Raw genomic sequence first — 15433 nt, 5'->3', positions numbered from 1 at the left:
CGAACCCCTCCAACTCTGGTGATTTTTTTGAGAGCCAGGATAACGGGTTTGTTTTGTGATTCTGTTTTATTAGGTTTAGCTTGTGGTTCTTAGGTTAGCGAGTCACAAGCTATATTCTTTTTCCAAAGCTCACTTGAGAGTGGTTTGGAATAGCTAACCCACAGAGGGTGGGTTAGCTGATATTGCTAGTTCACTTAACTTAACCTAGGAAAGCTTCTAGTTCTTCGCTGCCACCGATGTGTTTGCCACCGATGAATACTTGAGGAACTGTTGTGCGACCAGAGATTGCACGCAGACTTACTGTTGTTGCGTCTTTACCTAGAACTACTTCTTCGTAGTTTAGACCTTTGTCGATTAGGTTCTGTTTTGCTTTCATACAGAAAGGACAGCCTGGTTTAGTGAATACTGTGATTGACTCTTGCTCTTTGTGCTCAGGAGCAAGGTAGTTAAGCATAGTATCTGCATCAGAAACCTTGAACGGGTCGCCTGGTACGTCTTCTTCGATGAACATTTTCTCTACCACGCCGTTTTTAACCAGCATGCTGTAGCGCCATGAACGTTTGCCGAAGCCGATGTCGTTTTTCTCAACTAGCATACCCATGCCGTCTGTGAAATCACCATTACCATCAGGGATGAATGTGATGTTTTCCGCTTCTTGGTCTGCTTTCCATGCGTTCATTACGAACGTGTCGTTTACAGAAACACAAAGGATGTCATCAACGCCGTTTTCTTTGAACACTGAGTGTAGTTCGTTGTAACGAGGTAGGTGGCTTGAAGAACATGTTGGAGTAAATGCGCCTGGTAGGCTGAATACGATAACTGTCTTGTCTTTGAAAAGCTCTTCTGTCGTTACGTTAACCCATGCATCGCCTTGGCGAGTTGGGAATGTTACTTGAGGGATTGATTGACCTTCTTTAGATGCAAACATATTGATTTCCTTAAATGATATTTTAATTTTGTTCTATTAGAGCTTAACGTTTTTCGTTGCTCTGTTTCGTTTTGTTGAGCCCATTATTAGATAAATTCTTTGATAGCTCTAATCGTTTGATGTTATGGTTTTGATAGGTAAATTCTATCAAGAGCATTTTTCTTTTAAATGTTGCTATGAAAACCCTTGTTCTTATTAAACCTGAGGTAAGAGACTGATCATGAACATTCGTGACTTTGAATACTTGGTGGCGCTCGCAGAGCACAAACACTTCCGAAAAGCGGCAGAAGCGTGCTTTGTCAGTCAGCCAACACTAAGCGGTCAAATACGCAAACTAGAAGATGAAATCGGACTTCAGTTAACCGAGCGTAGTCCAAGGAAGGTCATATTTACAGAATCAGGGTTACAACTTGTTGAACAAGCCAAGCGTATTCTCAACGAAGTGAAGACTTTTAAGGATATGGCGAGTGGACACGGTGAAGCGATGACCGGACCAATGCATATTGGTTTCATTCCAACGGTAGGTCCTTATATCCTGCCTAAGATTGTTCCTCACCTGAAAGAGAGCTTTCCTGAGTTAGAGCTATACCTGCATGAGGCGCAAACTCATCAATTAGTGAGTCAATTGGAAGATGGCAAGCTTGACTGCTTGGTACTGGCTGCGGTTGATGAAACGGCGGTATTCAAAGAGATTGATGTGTATGACGAGCCATTAAGTGTTGCGGTTCCATGTGACCATGAATGGGCTCAGCAGGACACGGTAGATATGCTTCAACTCAATGGACAGACAGTTTTAGCACTTGGTGACGGTCACTGTTTAAGAGACCAAGCCCTAGGGTTCTGTTTTGCTGCGGGAGCAAAAGATGATGAGCGTTTTAAAGCGACCAGCTTAGAGACGCTGCGTAACATGGTCGCGGCAGGCGCGGGGATTACCTTGCTGCCTCAATTATCAGTACCAAAAGAAAAGCAGAAAGATGGTGTGTGCTACGTGCCTGCGGTCAACCCAACGCCTTCACGTCGTATCGTGGTTGCGTATCGTCCGGGCTCTCCATTGAAAGGGCGCTTTGAGCAACTGGCGGAGACGATTCGTACTCAGTTGGAAAAGGTCGTTTAGCTTAACCTCCGTATAGCAGAGACAAAAAAAGGGTTGATATGAATTCAAATCAACCCTTTTTATTTGCTTATGTTGCTAGGTTCAAAGAACTGCTTAGAACAGTTCTTCTACCGTTTCACCTGAAGAGGTGGAGTAGATATCATCATTGAAACGCTCAGTGATGTACTCAGTTGGCTCAGTGCCTTTCTCGAAGTACTCAAACATTGATGAGCTATCGTACTTGTTGGTCAGTAAGCCGGTATCACGGTCAATACGAACGCGAACGATGTTTTCTGGAATCTCTTTGCGTTGTGCTGGAACGCCTGCCAATGCCGTGCCCATGAAGTCTACCCATGCTGGTTCTGCTGTCTTAGCACCGGCTTCCGCACCAGTAATCTGGTTCTTACCAAGGTTAGAGTTCGCTTTAGTGCGACCTAGGTTGCGGTTGTGGTTATCAAAGCCAACCCATACCGTTGCAACCATGCCAGGGCCGTAACCGCTGTACCAAGTATCTTTCGAGTCGTTGGTAGTACCTGTTTTGCCACCAATGTCACGACGCTTCAATGGTTGAGCACGCCAGCCTGTACCATTCCAACCCGTACCTTGGCTCCAGTCACCGCCACCCCAGATGTTGCTGTACATCATTTCACGAACAAGGAAAGCGTTCTGCTCAGAGATAACTTGAGGAGCGTATTGAACTTTCGCATCTACGTCTTGCTCGGCAAACTCATCCGCCATTGGATCGGCAGTAATAGTCTGTTTGCAATCTTCTTTACACACGACTTTAGGTGTCGCTTCAAACTCAGTCTCACCAAATGGAGTCTCAACGCGGCTGATGTAGAAAGGTTCAACGTAGTAACCGCCGTTAGCGAATACTGAGTAACCTTGCGCTACTTTCATAGGTGTTAAGCTACCAGCACCAAGCGCAATAGTCTCAGAACGAGGTACTTCATCAATATCAAAGCCGAAACGAGTTAGGTAGTTACGAGTATCATCCAAACCAACTTCACGCAGTACACGTACCGCCATTACGTTTTTCGATTGAGCTAAGCCAATACGTAAACGAGTTGGGCCAACGTAGGTTGGTGGCGAGTTCTTTGGTCGCCATGCCGTACCTTGGCTCTTATCCCATTGGTTAATCGGTGCATCGTTGATCAATGAAGCCAGTGTTAAGCCTTTCTCAATCGCTGCTGAATAGATAAATGGTTTGATACCAGAACCAACCTGACGAATAGATTGCGTCGCGCGGTTGAACTTGTTGTGTACGAAGTTAAAGCCACCCACCATCGACAATACTGCGCCGTTGTTCGGGTTCATTGCCACAAATGCAGTGTTTGCATTGGGCACTTGGCTTAGACGCCAAACAACAGGTGTTTCCGATTCTGCTGTCGCTGACTCTTCTGTCGGCTCTTCAGAGACTTCGTCACCTGTTACGGCTTCATGACGAACCCAAACTTGCTCACCAACAGCAAGAATCTCTTTTGCTTGCGAAGGAGCGGGGCCTTGTCGGTCGTCTGTTAGGAACTTACGAGCCCAGTTCATGCCTTGCCATTCGATAGTACCCTCGCCTTGGTTTTTAACCCAAACCTGAGCGCTTTTCGAATCAACTGAAGTCACAACCGCAGGGACTAGGTCACCATAGGTTGGTTGAGATTTAAGCTGTTTAACGATCTTTTCATGATCCCAAGCTGATTGCTCGGTTTGCCATAAGACTTTTTCAGCACCACGGTAGCCGTGACGCTCATCGTAGCCAAGCAGGTTCTTAATCGCGGCTTGGTTCGCTGCTTTCTGTAGTTTTGAATCAACGGTCGTGTAGACCTTCATGCCTGATGTATAAGCGGCTTCGCCATAGCGTTCCACCATCCAAGCACGTGCAACTTCTGCAACATACGGAGCACTGAGTTCAATCTCTGCACCGTGGTACTTCGAGATAAGCTCTTCACTGCGAGCTTCATCAAACTCTGCTTGAGTGATGTATTGCTCGTCCAACATACGACGTAATACAACGTTACGACGGTTGGTCGCACGTTCAACAGAATAGATAGGGTTCATTGTCGATGGTGCTTTTGGCATACCCGCAAGTGTAGCTAGTTCACTTAGTGTTAGATCCGGAAGATCCTTACCGAAGTAAACACGCGCTGCTGCGCCGAAACCATATGAGCGGTGGCCAAGGAAGATCTTGTTTACGTACAGCTCCATGATCTCTTCTTTGCTAAGCAGTTGCTCAATGTGGATCGCAATGAAGATCTCTTTAATCTTACGCATGATCTTTTTCTCATTAGATAAGAAGAAGTTACGCGCAAGCTGCTGAGTAATGGTACTCGCCCCTTGTTTTGCAGAACCCGACATAGCAACCACGATCGCTGCACGAGTAATACCGATTGGGTCAATACCTGGGTGTTCGTAGAAACGGCTATCTTCGGTCGCAATCAAAGCCTCAACTAAGTGGCGAGGAATCTCGTCATAAGTGACTGGATTACGACGCTTTTCACCAAATTGAGAGATCAACTTACCGTCTTGACTGAAGACTTGCATCGGCGTTTGGAGTTCTACGTCGCGCAAAGTGGCAACATCAGGCAACTCTGGTTTTACGTAATAATAAAACCCGAAAATTGTACTGACTCCAAGAATCATGCAAATCAATGTAAATATGAATAATCGCTTTATGAACTTCACCGGATAATCCCTGATTAGTTAAGGCTGATAAGCAGCAAACCCTTGTACTCTAGGCTAAAAACTTAGCTTTCGTTTATTAACGCTTATTTAACTAATAATCACAACCCCTAGATAATCAACGAAATGCTTGGCACTTCAGGAGCTAGGTCACATGGGTTCATCATTAATTACAGGTATAGATATAAATCATCACAGCATCAAAGCCGTGGTACTAAAACCCGTGGGGGAGTTGTATGCCCTAGTGGGATACAAAGAGCTGCCGATTTCGGACGACATTTTTACAGCTAACCATACTTTGGAGTATCAGAAAACTGTTAAGAAACTCAAAGAACTTAGGAAAGGACTGCCTTTTGGCTGTCGCAACGTCGCCATTTCGGTACCTGATAACACAGTGATCAGCAAAGTACTGCAAATAGAGAGTGAGTTAGAAGACAGAGAAAAAGAGTTTTCGATCTATCAAACCTTCGCTCACCAGTCTCCCTTTCCTATCGAGGAGCTGAGTTTAGATTTTGTAAAGCTGGAAGACAAACGATTTGGTAAAGGATCGACAAGCAGTTATCAGGTGTATGCCACTCGCAAGGAAGTGGTCGATAGCCGAGCAGATGCACTAACGAAAGTGGGTTTTAAACCTGTGGTCGTCGATACGCAGGCGCATGGGCTGCTTAATATTTGGCAATTGGCTTCGCGCTTGTATCCCGATAAGAAGAACTGGTTGCTGGTGGATGTTGGAATCGACCAAACCTCGCTAGGGGTTATCCCGCAGAGTTCAGCACCTTTCTATAAAGATATCGCCTTTGGTACGCAAGATCTTCGAAGCTCGGATAACCCGAGTGATATAGAAGGCGTGTTCGGCACGGCTGAAGATACCCACCGATTTATTGTCAATTTGATCGAAAAGCTCAAGCGTCAGTTGCAGCTCTATTCTTCAGTTAATGCACTTCAGCCTATTTCAGGGATCTGGCTAATGGGCGAGGGAGCCAGTATTCCGATGGTCACTGAAGAGCTAGAGCACCATTTTCAGCTGAGCTGTGAGTCGCTCAACCCTTTGTCTCTGTTTGAGAACAAGGTGGCGAAGCGACGTCGACTGCCGATGGACTGGCAACACTTTGGCATTGCCGCAGGTATGGCGATGAGTGGACTTAAGTGGCAGGGAGAGAAGCATGTTGCATCAAATTAACCTGCTGCCTTGGCGCGATGAGATTCGGGCTCAACACAAAAAGCGTTTTGTTCATCTAGTCATTCTCGGTGTCATCATTGCGCTTGGTGGGCAATGGGCGGTCGGTAACTACTTTCACGACCAACAAGCCAAGCAGCAAGCGCGCCTTAATTATCTCAATCAATACATCGCTGAGCTTGATCGACAGATTCAGTCATTAAAAATCGCCGAGCAAGAGCACAAAGCCATTCTCACTCGACTGGATGTGGTGGAGTCTTTGCAGCTTGGGCGCAATAAGACCACCGATTTCATGAACCTGATGCCGGAGCTGATTCCTGAGGGCGTGTATGTCGACAAGATAAAGATGAATGGTCAGGAGATTGAGATGTCGGGCATCAGCGACAGTACGGCTCGTCTCGCCACTATGTTGGACAACCTAGAACGATCTGATTCTCTGGAAGGGGTTGAGATGCACTCTATCGTTCATAACCGTAAGCGCTTCAATAAAGAGTTCCAGACCTTCAAGGTCTCTTTTGTTTTCAGTCCCGTTTCTTTAGAAAGCACCACGGCGAACCGTAAAGGGAAGGAGGCGAATCATGGCTAACTTTCAAAATTGGATGAGTTTTCAGGATCTTGATGTTGATGAGATCACCGAGTGGCCGTTGCTACCCCAGCTCTTGGTCATTCTGGTGTTGATGATATTAATCCAAGGTGTCGGCACTTGGCTTTATGTATTGCCACTCGACGATGAACTGCAACAGATGAAGCAACAAGAACAAACCTTAAAGACGACCTTGCGAATAAAGGCCAACAAGGTTGCGGCCTTACCTAAATTGCAGAGCCAGTTGGATGAGCTAACCAGTCGCTACGATTATCTGTTGGAGCAGCTGCCCGTTCAAAAAGAGCTGGCCAGTATGTTGGCGTCTGTGAATGAACTCGGCTTGGATAATTCGTTGACCTTCACTCGAATCGATTGGGGGCAAAAACAGAACAAGGAGTTCCTCTATCGTTTACCGCTCAATATCGAACTGACGGGTGACTACCATGAGATTGGTGACTTCTCAGCGGCTATCGCCAAGCTGCCGCGCATCATTAGCTTTGATGATGTGAACTGGCAGCGAGTCAGTCAAGAAAGTAGCACGCTGCACTTTAGGGTTCGAGCTTATACCTACCAGTTTAAATCGGAGGTCAATGATGAAACCCAATAGCGCGTTTTACTCAATCGTGTTGCTGCTTGCGCTGTCAGGCTGTAAAGCCAATCAAGATTCACTTGAAGATTTTGTGGTGCAGGTTGAAGCCAAGGCGAGAAAAGACGTCGAGCAACTTGTCCCTGCGACTGAGTTCTTGGCCGCGACTTATCAGCGCCGAGCCTTTCGTCCTCCCTTTGAACTCCCTAAAGAAGCCATTGTGCAAAACCAGCCCTTGGTTAAGAAAGACTGCTGGCAACCTAGCGCTCGCTCTCGTAACGGAAAGTTAGAGAAGTACCCACTCAGCAAGTTGCGTTTGAGAGGCGTGATGGGCAGTGGGTCAAGTGTGTTTGGGCTAGTGCAAACACCGAAAGGCAACGTGGTAAACGTCAAGAAAGGCCAGTTTATCGGCCTAAACAATGGCCGAGTTACTAAGGTGACGAGCCAGTACGTTCAGATTAATGAAACTCTTCCAGATGGCTTAGGTTGTTGGCATAAGCGCAACGTTAGGCTGGCTCTGAAGTAAACCAATGTCACATGATGTGGATATGAGATGTAAATATGAATAAAGGAATAAGTGGGTTAATGAGTAAGGCTTTACAAGGTTTTGCTGTGTCTGTGATGTTGGTTTTTAGCGTGCCTAGCCACGCAGAGAGCTTGCCTAATAAATTAGAGAATATTGATTTTAGGGTTAATAAGGATAAAGAGGCCGTCATCATTATTGAGCTAGCCACCACCACTGCGGTGGTCGATGTGCAGCGTGCTCAGGAAGGCTTGAGTATAGAGTTACTTAATACTCAGGTTGATGACGACAAACTCTACCTTCTGGATGTGAAAGATTTCGCCACCTTAGTTGAAGGGATTGAAGTCTACAAAGAGACACCGAGCACTCGGCTTCTCGCGACCATCAATAATGACTACCAGTATGAATACAACCTAAAAGGTCGCTTCATTGAGGTGGTGATCAGTAAGCCGGTTATCGATGAAACGACCGCTGAGAAAAACATCCTAGAGAAAGAGGGTAAGCTGATCTCAATTAACTTCCAAGATATCCCAGTACGAAACGTCCTTCAGTTGATCGCTGACTACAACGACTTCAATCTTGTCGTGTCTGATTCGGTCGCGGGGAATCTGACTTTACGTTTAGATGGCGTACCTTGGCAGCAAGTTCTCGACATTATCTTACAAGTTAAAGGCTTGGATAAGCGTGTGGATGGCAATGTCATCTTGGTTGCTCCGAAAGCTGAGTTGGATCTTCGAGAGCAGCAAGCGCTCGAGAAATCTCGTTTGGAAGAGGAGTTGGGTGAGCTCAAGTCAGAAATCATCAAGATCAATTTTGCTAAAGCCACCGACATCGCTGACATGATTGGCGGTGAGGGGGCCGTGAGTATGTTGTCTGATCGCGGTTCGATTACCATTGATGAGCGCACTAACTCTTTATTGATTCGTGAGTTGGAAGAGAACATTGCGGTGATACAAGGCATCATTGAATCCTTGGATATCCCAGTAAAGCAGGTACAGATAGAGGCGCGTATCGTGACCGTCACCGAAGGTAATCTTGATGAGCTTGGCGTGCGCTGGGGTGTTTCCTCGACTAACGGAAGCTTCACCGTTGGCGGTTCAATTGAAGGTAATCATCCATCACAAATAACACCGTATGACGATGATGGCGGTAATAGTGCGATTGATGACTACCTCAACGTTAACTTGGGTGCGACATCGCCGAATGCATCGAGCATTGCCTTTCAGGTGGCCAAGCTTGGCTCGGATACGTTGCTCGACCTTGAACTGTCGGCACTGCAACAAGAGTCGAAAGCTGAGATTATTTCTAGCCCACGCTTAATCACCACCAATAAAAAGCCCGCTTATATTGAGCAAGGTACTGAAATTCCTTACTTAGAGTCCTCTTCAAGTGGTGCTACATCGGTCGCATTTAAGAAAGCAGTATTGAGTCTTAAAGTGACGCCGCAGATAACGCCCGACAATCGCTTGGTGTTGGATTTGAGTGTGACTCAAGATAGACCTGGCCAAGTGGTGAAAACCGGAACTGGGGAAGCGGTCGCGATAGACACCCAAAGAATAGGTACGCAAGTGCTTGTTAATAATGGTGAAACGGTCGTTCTTGGTGGGATATTTCAACACAGCGTGAGTAGCACAGTCGATAAAGTTCCTGTGTTAGGAGACCTGCCTTTGTTAGGTGCATTGTTCCGTCGCAGCTACGAAAATGTGGGCAAAAGTGAACTGCTTATTTTTGTCACGCCTAAAGTTGTGATTCAGTAATGAACAATTAGATTAAAAATAAAGTTGCATTAGTGGCACCTAACCTTGATAATTTCGGGTCTTATCACGAATTATCTGTGAGGAATCGGTGCCACGGGCCTTTTAATTTCAGTACTTGTACTGACCTACCTTGTGGCGATGTCATTGAATTAACGTTGTAAATTACTGCTAAAAACATGGCTGAGAAACGCAATATTTTTCTTGTTGGCCCAATGGGCGCCGGCAAAAGTACAATTGGTAGACACCTAGCTTCCCAACTTCATATGGAGTTTTTAGACTCTGACACTGTGATCGAAGAGCGCACTGGCGCAGACATCGCATGGGTTTTTGATGTTGAGGGCGAAGATGGTTTCCGTAAGCGCGAAGAATCTGTAATCAACGATCTGACAGAAGAACAAGGTATTGTTCTTGCGACAGGCGGTGGTTCAGTGCTGAGCAAAGAAAACCGTAACCGTCTATCTGCACGAGGCATTGTTGTATACCTAGAGACAACAATTGAAAAGCAACTTGCTCGCACTAACCGCGACAAGAAACGCCCTCTACTTCAAACAGACAACCCGCGTGATGTGCTAGAAGATCTAGCTGTATCTCGCAACGCACTATACGAAGAAGTGGCGGACTACACAGTTCGTACTGACGACCAAAGTGCAAAAGTGGTAGCCAACCAGATCGTAAAAATGCTAGAAGAACGTTAAGTTCATTTTTTCGGAGAGCAAACCCATGGAACGGATTACGGTCAATCTAGCTGAGCGTAGCTACCCAATCTCTATTGGCGCCGGGTTATTTGAAGACCCGGCGTACCTTTCTTTTTTATCAGGCAAACAGAAAGTTGTTGTTATCAGTAATGTGACAGTAGCGCCTCTTTATGCTGATAAAATTTTATCGCTATTGGATCAAGTTGGCTGTCAGACTTCTCTTTTAGAGTTGCCAGACGGTGAACAGTACAAAACCCTTGAAACGTTCAATTCAGTGATGAGCTACATGCTTGAAGGAAATTACAGCCGCGATGTGGTGGTGATTGCTTTAGGTGGTGGTGTTATCGGTGACTTGGTCGGTTTTGCTGCTTCTTGTTACCAGCGCGGTATTGATTTCATTCAAATCCCAACGACACTTCTTTCTCAAGTGGACTCTTCTGTAGGTGGTAAAACCGCAGTAAACCATCCCCTTGGTAAGAATATGATCGGCGCTTTTTACCAACCGAAATCTGTCATCATCGATACTAACTGTTTATCAACGCTTCCTGAGCGTGAGTTTGCAGCGGGTATTGCTGAGGTGATCAAATACGGCATCATTTACGATGAAGCCTTCTTTGATTGGTTGGAAAAAAATCTAGAGAAACTTTATCAACTTGATGAAGAGGCACTGATTACCGCAATTGCTCGTTGTTGTGCAATTAAGGCAGAAGTGGTGGCTCTAGATGAAAAAGAGTCAGGAATCAGAGCGTTATTGAACCTAGGTCATACATTTGGTCATGCGATCGAAGCAGAACTAGGCTATGGTAATTGGCTACATGGTGAAGCTGTGTCGTCAGGCACTGTAATGGCAGCGAAAACTGCTCAATTACAGGGACTGATCTCTCAGCAGCAACTTGAGCGAATTATTTCTATACTCAAGAATGCGAAACTGCCAATCCATACGCCAGAAAGCATGTCTTTTGAAGACTTTATGAAGCACATGATGCGTGATAAAAAAGTGCTGTCTGGTCAGTTACGTTTGGTATTGCCAACAAGTATTGGTACTGCTGAAGTGGTCGCTGATGTGCCTCAAGACATCATTAAACAAGCGATCGATTTCTGCCGTACTCTTTAAATTTGGTTGTGAGGTTGCCTAGTTAAACTCTAGGCAACTGAAGCGTTTTACTGATCGATCTTATCAGTAGGGATCCCCAATGAGTTTGGCTCATGAATTAAGAGTATTAGAGTTAGAATCTCAAGTTGAGCTGCTAGAGCGCTTACAGCTTTTGACTAACTTTGGTTCAAACCTAGTCACGGTTGCTGGTAAAACTGGCTCGGGCCGTTCTTGGTTAGCTCAGCGTTATCTTGAAGCGTGGTCGACAGAAAAAAATCAGTGCTTACTGCTTTGTCACCCAAGCCAAGACGATCAACAACGCCGTGCGCTTATTCTTAGCCAAATTGTTTCCGATCCACTCTTTAATCAACATGACTCTTTATCAGATAGCCTCACTCGGCTACTGGATGGGGATGCGTGTAATGTGGTTATCGTTGTTGATGATGCCCACCGACTCTCTGAGCTATTGGTATCCGAATTATGGATGTTGGTACTGGAAGCTCAATCAAACCCTCAATGGACGATCAATATCGTTCTCTTCTCGGATACGGGTCACTTAGACACGCTATTAACACGTCTGAGTTACGGCCAACCACTCAAGCCTATCGATCTCGAGATCGATGACCTTTCGCAACCAGAAGCTGAACATTTCTTTGAATCACTGGTGATTCGATATGTTGATGATGAGTCTGAAACTCGCGTGCGACGTGCGTTTAGTAAAGCGCAACCTCTGCCCGGCGAGTTAATGGCTTTAGGAGAATTGAAAGTGGAAAAAAGGATTATTATTCGCTCAATCATTGGCTCACCAATCAATATCGCGATTGTGGTGGCCTTGTTGCTGTTGTTAATTGGTGGTGGTTATTGGTGGATGTTCAGTCAACCAACACCAGACGATAAGGCGCAGTCGCTTATCGCACCGATTGAACAGACCGCTATTCCAACCTTTGAAGTGGAAAGCGGCACTGAACAAGCTGGCGTTGATGGATCTGTTGATTCTGAAGCTGAAACCGACATGAGTTACCAAGGTGCCGATGATGATAGCTCGTCTCTGCCACCAACTGTTGTTGAAGATACCGCGAGTGTTGGGGAAGTCGAACAAGATCAGCAACGCGTTGTGATCACCTCTGACGTGGTTGATGCTCTGCTTGATGATAAACCGGAGAGTGCTGATACTAGCGCGATTGACGCGGCTGTTGAGGAAAACACAGGGGCAGCGGTTAGCGCACAACCTGATGCAGCACAAGCCGAGCCACAACCAACAGTCGATGAAGAGTCAGACCTAACTGATTCAACGCCACCGACCAAAAAGATCACCTTCTCATTTGCTCGTGAAGAGTTACAAGCTATCTCGCCACGCGCGTATACCTTGCAGTTGAGTGCGATGACCTCACTGGAAGATGTGCAATCCTTCATTGAAGAGTATGACCTTGAGAACAAGGTTCGTATCTACCCAACACTTCGTAACGACATCAAGTGGTTTATTATCACTTATCAAGATTACCCAACGATTCAAGTGGCGAGAGACGCGGTAAGTGCGTTATCAAAACCCCTTCAACAGTTGGAACCTTGGGCAAAATCGATGAATCAAGTGCATCGAGAGATAGAACGTGCGAAATAACCCTGAGCTTAGCCTCAAAATATGTTACATTCCGCAGCCTTATTTTTGAGTTGATAGATAGAGCAGTAAATGAAAAAGCAGCGTGCCTTTCTAAAATGGGCTGGTGGTAAATATGGCCTAGTTGAAGACATCCAACGTCACCTGCCACCTGCTCGTAAATTGGTAGAACCGTTTGTCGGTGCCGGCTCAGTATTCCTGAATACTGACTTTGAGCAGTACCTGCTTGCAGACATCAATCCCGATCTTATCAACCTGTATAATTTACTTAAAACCGATCCTGAAACTTACATCACGGAAGCGAAGCGCTGGTTCTGCCCTGAGAACAATCGCAAAGAAGCCTTTCTAGATATTCGTGCCCAGTTCAACGATACCGACAACGTCATGTATCGTTCGCTTGCCTTCTTGTATATGAACCGCTTTGGCTTCAATGGTCTGTGTCGATACAACAAGAAGGGCGGTTTTAACGTTCCGTTTGGTTCTTACAAAAAACCTTACTTCCCAGAAGCCGAGTTAGAATTTTTTGCTGAGAAAGCGAAAAAAGCCACCTTCGTCTGTGAGGGATACCATGAAACCTTTAGCCGTGCTCGCAAAGGCTGCGTGGTTTACTGTGATCCTCCGTACGCACCGCTATCGAATACCGCTAACTTTACCTCTTATGCAGGTAATGGCTTCAGCTTAGATGATCAGGCAGCCTTGGCTGATGTCGCTGAAAAAGCCGCAATGGAACGTGGTATTCCCGTTTTGATTTCAAACCACGATACGACCCTAACTCGTCGCTTATATCATGGTGCGGAACTGAACGTGGTGAAGGTGAAGCGCACCATCAGCCGTAACGGCGCTGGGCGTAATAAAGTTGATGAGTTACTGGCGCTTTTCCATAAAGAGAAAAACCAGCAACACGTATCAGCGGAATAGGTCTGGTCAGAATCACCTCCAAACTCATTAAATTGAGTGACCAACGGATACTTTCTTAAACTAATCTTTCGAACTGCTAGGATCTGCTTAGGTGCTTAGGTAGAATTGCACACCAAATAGTCTTGGGCTTGAGTCTTATATTTGTGTATGAGAGAGCACCAAGGCGGTGACATTCGCAATTTACTCACTCTTAAGAGGTTTGGTATGAAAGATTTTTTAATCGCTCCATCGATTTTGTCTGCAGATTTTGCTCGTCTTGGTGAAGACGTAGAAAAAGTGTTGGCAGCTGGTGCTGATGTTGTGCACTTCGATGTGATGGACAACCACTACGTACCTAACCTGACTTTTGGCGCGCCTATCTGTAAAGCGCTGCGTGACTACGGCATTACTGCTCCTATCGATGTTCACCTAATGGTTAAGCCAGTCGACAGCATTGTGCCTGAGTTTGCAAAAGCGGGCGCATCAATGATTACCTTCCACGTTGAAGCATCAGAGCACATCGATCGCACCCTACAACTAATCAAAGAACACGGCTGTAAAGCGGGCGTGGTTCTTAACCCTGCAACACCACTATCTTGCCTAGATTACATCATGGACAAAGTAGACATGATTCTACTGATGTCTGTGAACCCAGGTTTCGGCGGTCAATCTTTCATTCCTCACACATTAGATAAGCTTCGTGCAGTTCGTAAGCTAATTGATGAATCAGGCCGTGATATTCGCCTTGAGATTGATGGCGGCGTGAAGGTTGATAACATCCGTGAAATCGCAGAAGCGGGCGCGGATATGTTCGTTGCAGGTTCAGCTATCTTCAATCAACCAGATTACAAAGAAGTGATTGATGAGATGCGTGCAGAACTTGCAAAAGTTAACGCATAAAAGTAGAACTAGGGTCAGTTGACCTAAAATCAAAAATTTAGATAAAGGGGCTCATTGGCCCCTTTTTTACGTCTTATCGCTCAACACATAAGACGAATATAATTAATAGGAAAGTAAGATGTCATTAAGCTCAATAAAACTGATCGCCTTTGATTTGGATGGAACCTTGTTAGACAGCGTGCCTGATTTGGCTGTCGCCGCTGACCAAGCTTGTCAGGAGTTGGGTTTCCCTTCAGTGAGCGAAGAACAAGTTCGTGACTATGTTGGCAATGGCGCTGACGTGCTTATCGGGCGTTCACTCAGCCGCAATCTAACCGTTGACCCAAGCCTAGAGCCTGAGTTGCTGAAGAAAGCGCGCATCCTGTTTGATGATTTTTACGAACAGGGCGGCCACAAGCTGAGCCACCTTTACCCATCAGTAAAAGAGACGCTGGCTGAACTACATAAAGCAGGTTTTACTATGGCGCTTGTGACGAACAAACCATCGAAGTTTGTACCCGACGTTCTGGCGCAACACGGTATCGATAAGTACTTTGTTGATGTCTTGGGCGGCGACTCTTTCCCAGAGAAAAAACCGAACCCAGTAGCGCTGAACTGGTTGCTAGAAAAGCACAACGTTAAAGCGGAAGAGATGTTGATGGTTGGTGATTCAAGCAACGACATCAAAGCGGCGAAGAATGCGGGTTGCCACTCGTTTGGTCTGACTTACGGCTACAATCACGGTGAGCCAATTTCAGCATCAAACCCTGACTATGTGGCGGATAACGTTGCTCAATTACTAGATGTCGTTCTAGTTTCAGCATAAAGCGTACAAAAGTTAGCTAACCCACTAGCAAAATACTTATCAATGAGTACACTGGATGAGCCGCGCAGAAAGAGCTGTGCGGCTTTTCTATATTTAAGTTAAGAAGCT

General features: G+C 45.8%; 14 protein-coding genes. 12 read left to right on the top strand and 2 right to left on the bottom strand.

The features are described from left to right. Positions 1-199: 199 nt before the first annotated feature. Complete coding sequence (locus OCV12_RS14830; RefSeq protein WP_048659171.1) at positions 200-928, bottom strand: glutathione peroxidase; 729 nt, start codon at positions 926-928, stop codon at positions 200-202. A gap of 220 nt (positions 929-1148) precedes the next feature. Here OCV12_RS14830 and oxyR point away from each other — a divergent pair, with 220 nt between their 5' ends. Then, the gene (oxyR, locus tag OCV12_RS14825) at positions 1149-2042 is read left to right on the top strand and encodes a DNA-binding transcriptional regulator OxyR (RefSeq protein WP_004737158.1); all 894 of its coding nucleotides are present in this window, start codon (positions 1149-1151) and stop codon (positions 2040-2042) included. 93 nt (positions 2043-2135) lie between these two features. Here oxyR and OCV12_RS14820 read toward each other — a convergent pair whose 3' ends face one another. Further along, positions 2136-4697, bottom strand: a complete 2562-nt coding sequence (locus OCV12_RS14820) for a penicillin-binding protein 1A (protein ID WP_261884959.1) — start codon at positions 4695-4697, stop codon at positions 2136-2138. Positions 4698-4848: 151 nt separating this feature from the next. Between OCV12_RS14820 and pilM the strand changes: the two genes are divergently transcribed. The 11 genes from pilM to OCV12_RS14765 all read left to right on the top strand — a co-directional run bounded on the left by pilM (position 4849) and on the right by OCV12_RS14765 (position 15325). Next, positions 4849-5874: a type IV pilus assembly protein PilM gene (gene pilM / locus OCV12_RS14815; RefSeq protein WP_261884958.1), complete on the top strand. Its 1026-nt coding sequence runs from the start codon at positions 4849-4851 to the stop codon at positions 5872-5874. Beyond that, the gene (locus OCV12_RS14810; protein ID WP_261884957.1) at positions 5858-6457 is read left to right on the top strand and encodes a PilN domain-containing protein; all 600 of its coding nucleotides are present in this window, start codon (positions 5858-5860) and stop codon (positions 6455-6457) included. The genes pilM and OCV12_RS14810 overlap by 17 nt, the downstream gene beginning before the upstream one ends. Next, positions 6450-7061, top strand: coding sequence for a type IV pilus inner membrane component PilO (pilO, locus tag OCV12_RS14805; RefSeq protein ID WP_261884956.1), 612 nt, complete (start codon positions 6450-6452; stop codon positions 7059-7061). The genes OCV12_RS14810 and pilO overlap by 8 nt, the downstream gene beginning before the upstream one ends. After that, entirely contained in the window at positions 7048-7566 is a 519-nt protein-coding gene (locus OCV12_RS14800) for a pilus assembly protein PilP (RefSeq protein ID WP_261885964.1), read from the top strand. Before pilO ends, OCV12_RS14800 begins: the two co-directional genes overlap by 14 nt. 59 nt (positions 7567-7625) lie before the next feature. Further along, complete coding sequence (locus tag OCV12_RS14795; RefSeq protein ID WP_261884955.1) at positions 7626-9320, top strand: type IV pilus secretin PilQ; 1695 nt, start codon at positions 7626-7628, stop codon at positions 9318-9320. Between the two features lie 176 nt (positions 9321-9496). Further along, the gene (gene aroK, locus OCV12_RS14790; RefSeq protein WP_009848907.1) at positions 9497-10015 is read left to right on the top strand and encodes a shikimate kinase AroK; all 519 of its coding nucleotides are present in this window, start codon (positions 9497-9499) and stop codon (positions 10013-10015) included. Positions 10016-10040: 25 nt separating this feature from the next. Then, a complete protein-coding gene (gene aroB, locus OCV12_RS14785; RefSeq protein ID WP_261884954.1) occupies positions 10041-11129 on the top strand; it encodes a 3-dehydroquinate synthase in 1089 nt (362 codons plus the stop codon). 79 nt (positions 11130-11208) lie between these two features. Beyond that, on the top strand, positions 11209-12726 hold the full coding sequence (locus OCV12_RS14780; RefSeq protein WP_261884953.1) for an SPOR domain-containing protein: 1518 nt from the start codon (positions 11209-11211) through the stop codon (positions 12724-12726). A 69-nt stretch (positions 12727-12795) separates the two neighbouring features. After that, on the top strand, positions 12796-13641 hold the full coding sequence (locus OCV12_RS14775) for a Dam family site-specific DNA-(adenine-N6)-methyltransferase (protein ID WP_017632098.1): 846 nt from the start codon (positions 12796-12798) through the stop codon (positions 13639-13641). Positions 13642-13845: 204 nt separating this feature from the next. Continuing rightward, complete coding sequence (rpe, locus tag OCV12_RS14770; RefSeq protein ID WP_017068835.1) at positions 13846-14520, top strand: ribulose-phosphate 3-epimerase; 675 nt, start codon at positions 13846-13848, stop codon at positions 14518-14520. 118 nt (positions 14521-14638) lie between these two features. Then, on the top strand, positions 14639-15325 hold the full coding sequence (locus OCV12_RS14765; RefSeq protein ID WP_061033626.1) for a phosphoglycolate phosphatase: 687 nt from the start codon (positions 14639-14641) through the stop codon (positions 15323-15325). Positions 15326-15433 lie beyond the last annotated feature (108 nt).

Origin of the sequence: Vibrio pomeroyi (assembly GCF_024347595.1) — a bacterium.
GTDB classification, from domain to species: domain Bacteria; phylum Pseudomonadota; class Gammaproteobacteria; order Enterobacterales; family Vibrionaceae; genus Vibrio; species Vibrio pomeroyi.
This window is presented reverse-complemented; position numbering and strand designations above follow the sequence as displayed.

Bases quoted from the DNA above. Each gene is read 5' to 3' on its own strand.
- aroK (WP_009848907.1), top strand. From the start codon at position 9,497: ATGGCTGAGAAACGCAATATTTTTCTTGTTGGCCCAATGGGCGCCGGC.
- OCV12_RS14780 (WP_261884953.1), top strand. From the start codon at position 11,209: ATGAGTTTGGCTCATGAATTAAGAGTATTAGAGTTAGAATCTCAAGTT.
- pilM (WP_261884958.1), top strand. From the start codon at position 4,849: ATGGGTTCATCATTAATTACAGGTATAGATATAAATCATCACAGCATC.
- OCV12_RS14775 (WP_017632098.1), top strand. From the start codon at position 12,796: ATGAAAAAGCAGCGTGCCTTTCTAAAATGGGCTGGTGGTAAATATGGC.
- OCV12_RS14810 (WP_261884957.1), top strand. From the start codon at position 5,858: ATGTTGCATCAAATTAACCTGCTGCCTTGGCGCGATGAGATTCGGGCT.
- aroB (WP_261884954.1), top strand. From the start codon at position 10,041: ATGGAACGGATTACGGTCAATCTAGCTGAGCGTAGCTACCCAATCTCT.
- OCV12_RS14765 (WP_061033626.1), top strand. From the start codon at position 14,639: ATGTCATTAAGCTCAATAAAACTGATCGCCTTTGATTTGGATGGAACC.
- OCV12_RS14795 (WP_261884955.1), top strand. From the start codon at position 7,626: ATGAGTAAGGCTTTACAAGGTTTTGCTGTGTCTGTGATGTTGGTTTTT.
- OCV12_RS14830 (WP_048659171.1), bottom strand. From the start codon at position 928: ATGTTTGCATCTAAAGAAGGTCAATCAATCCCTCAAGTAACATTCCCA.
- rpe (WP_017068835.1), top strand. From the start codon at position 13,846: ATGAAAGATTTTTTAATCGCTCCATCGATTTTGTCTGCAGATTTTGCT.
- oxyR (WP_004737158.1), top strand. From the start codon at position 1,149: ATGAACATTCGTGACTTTGAATACTTGGTGGCGCTCGCAGAGCACAAA.
- pilO (WP_261884956.1), top strand. From the start codon at position 6,450: ATGGCTAACTTTCAAAATTGGATGAGTTTTCAGGATCTTGATGTTGAT.
- OCV12_RS14800 (WP_261885964.1), top strand. From the start codon at position 7,048: ATGAAACCCAATAGCGCGTTTTACTCAATCGTGTTGCTGCTTGCGCTG.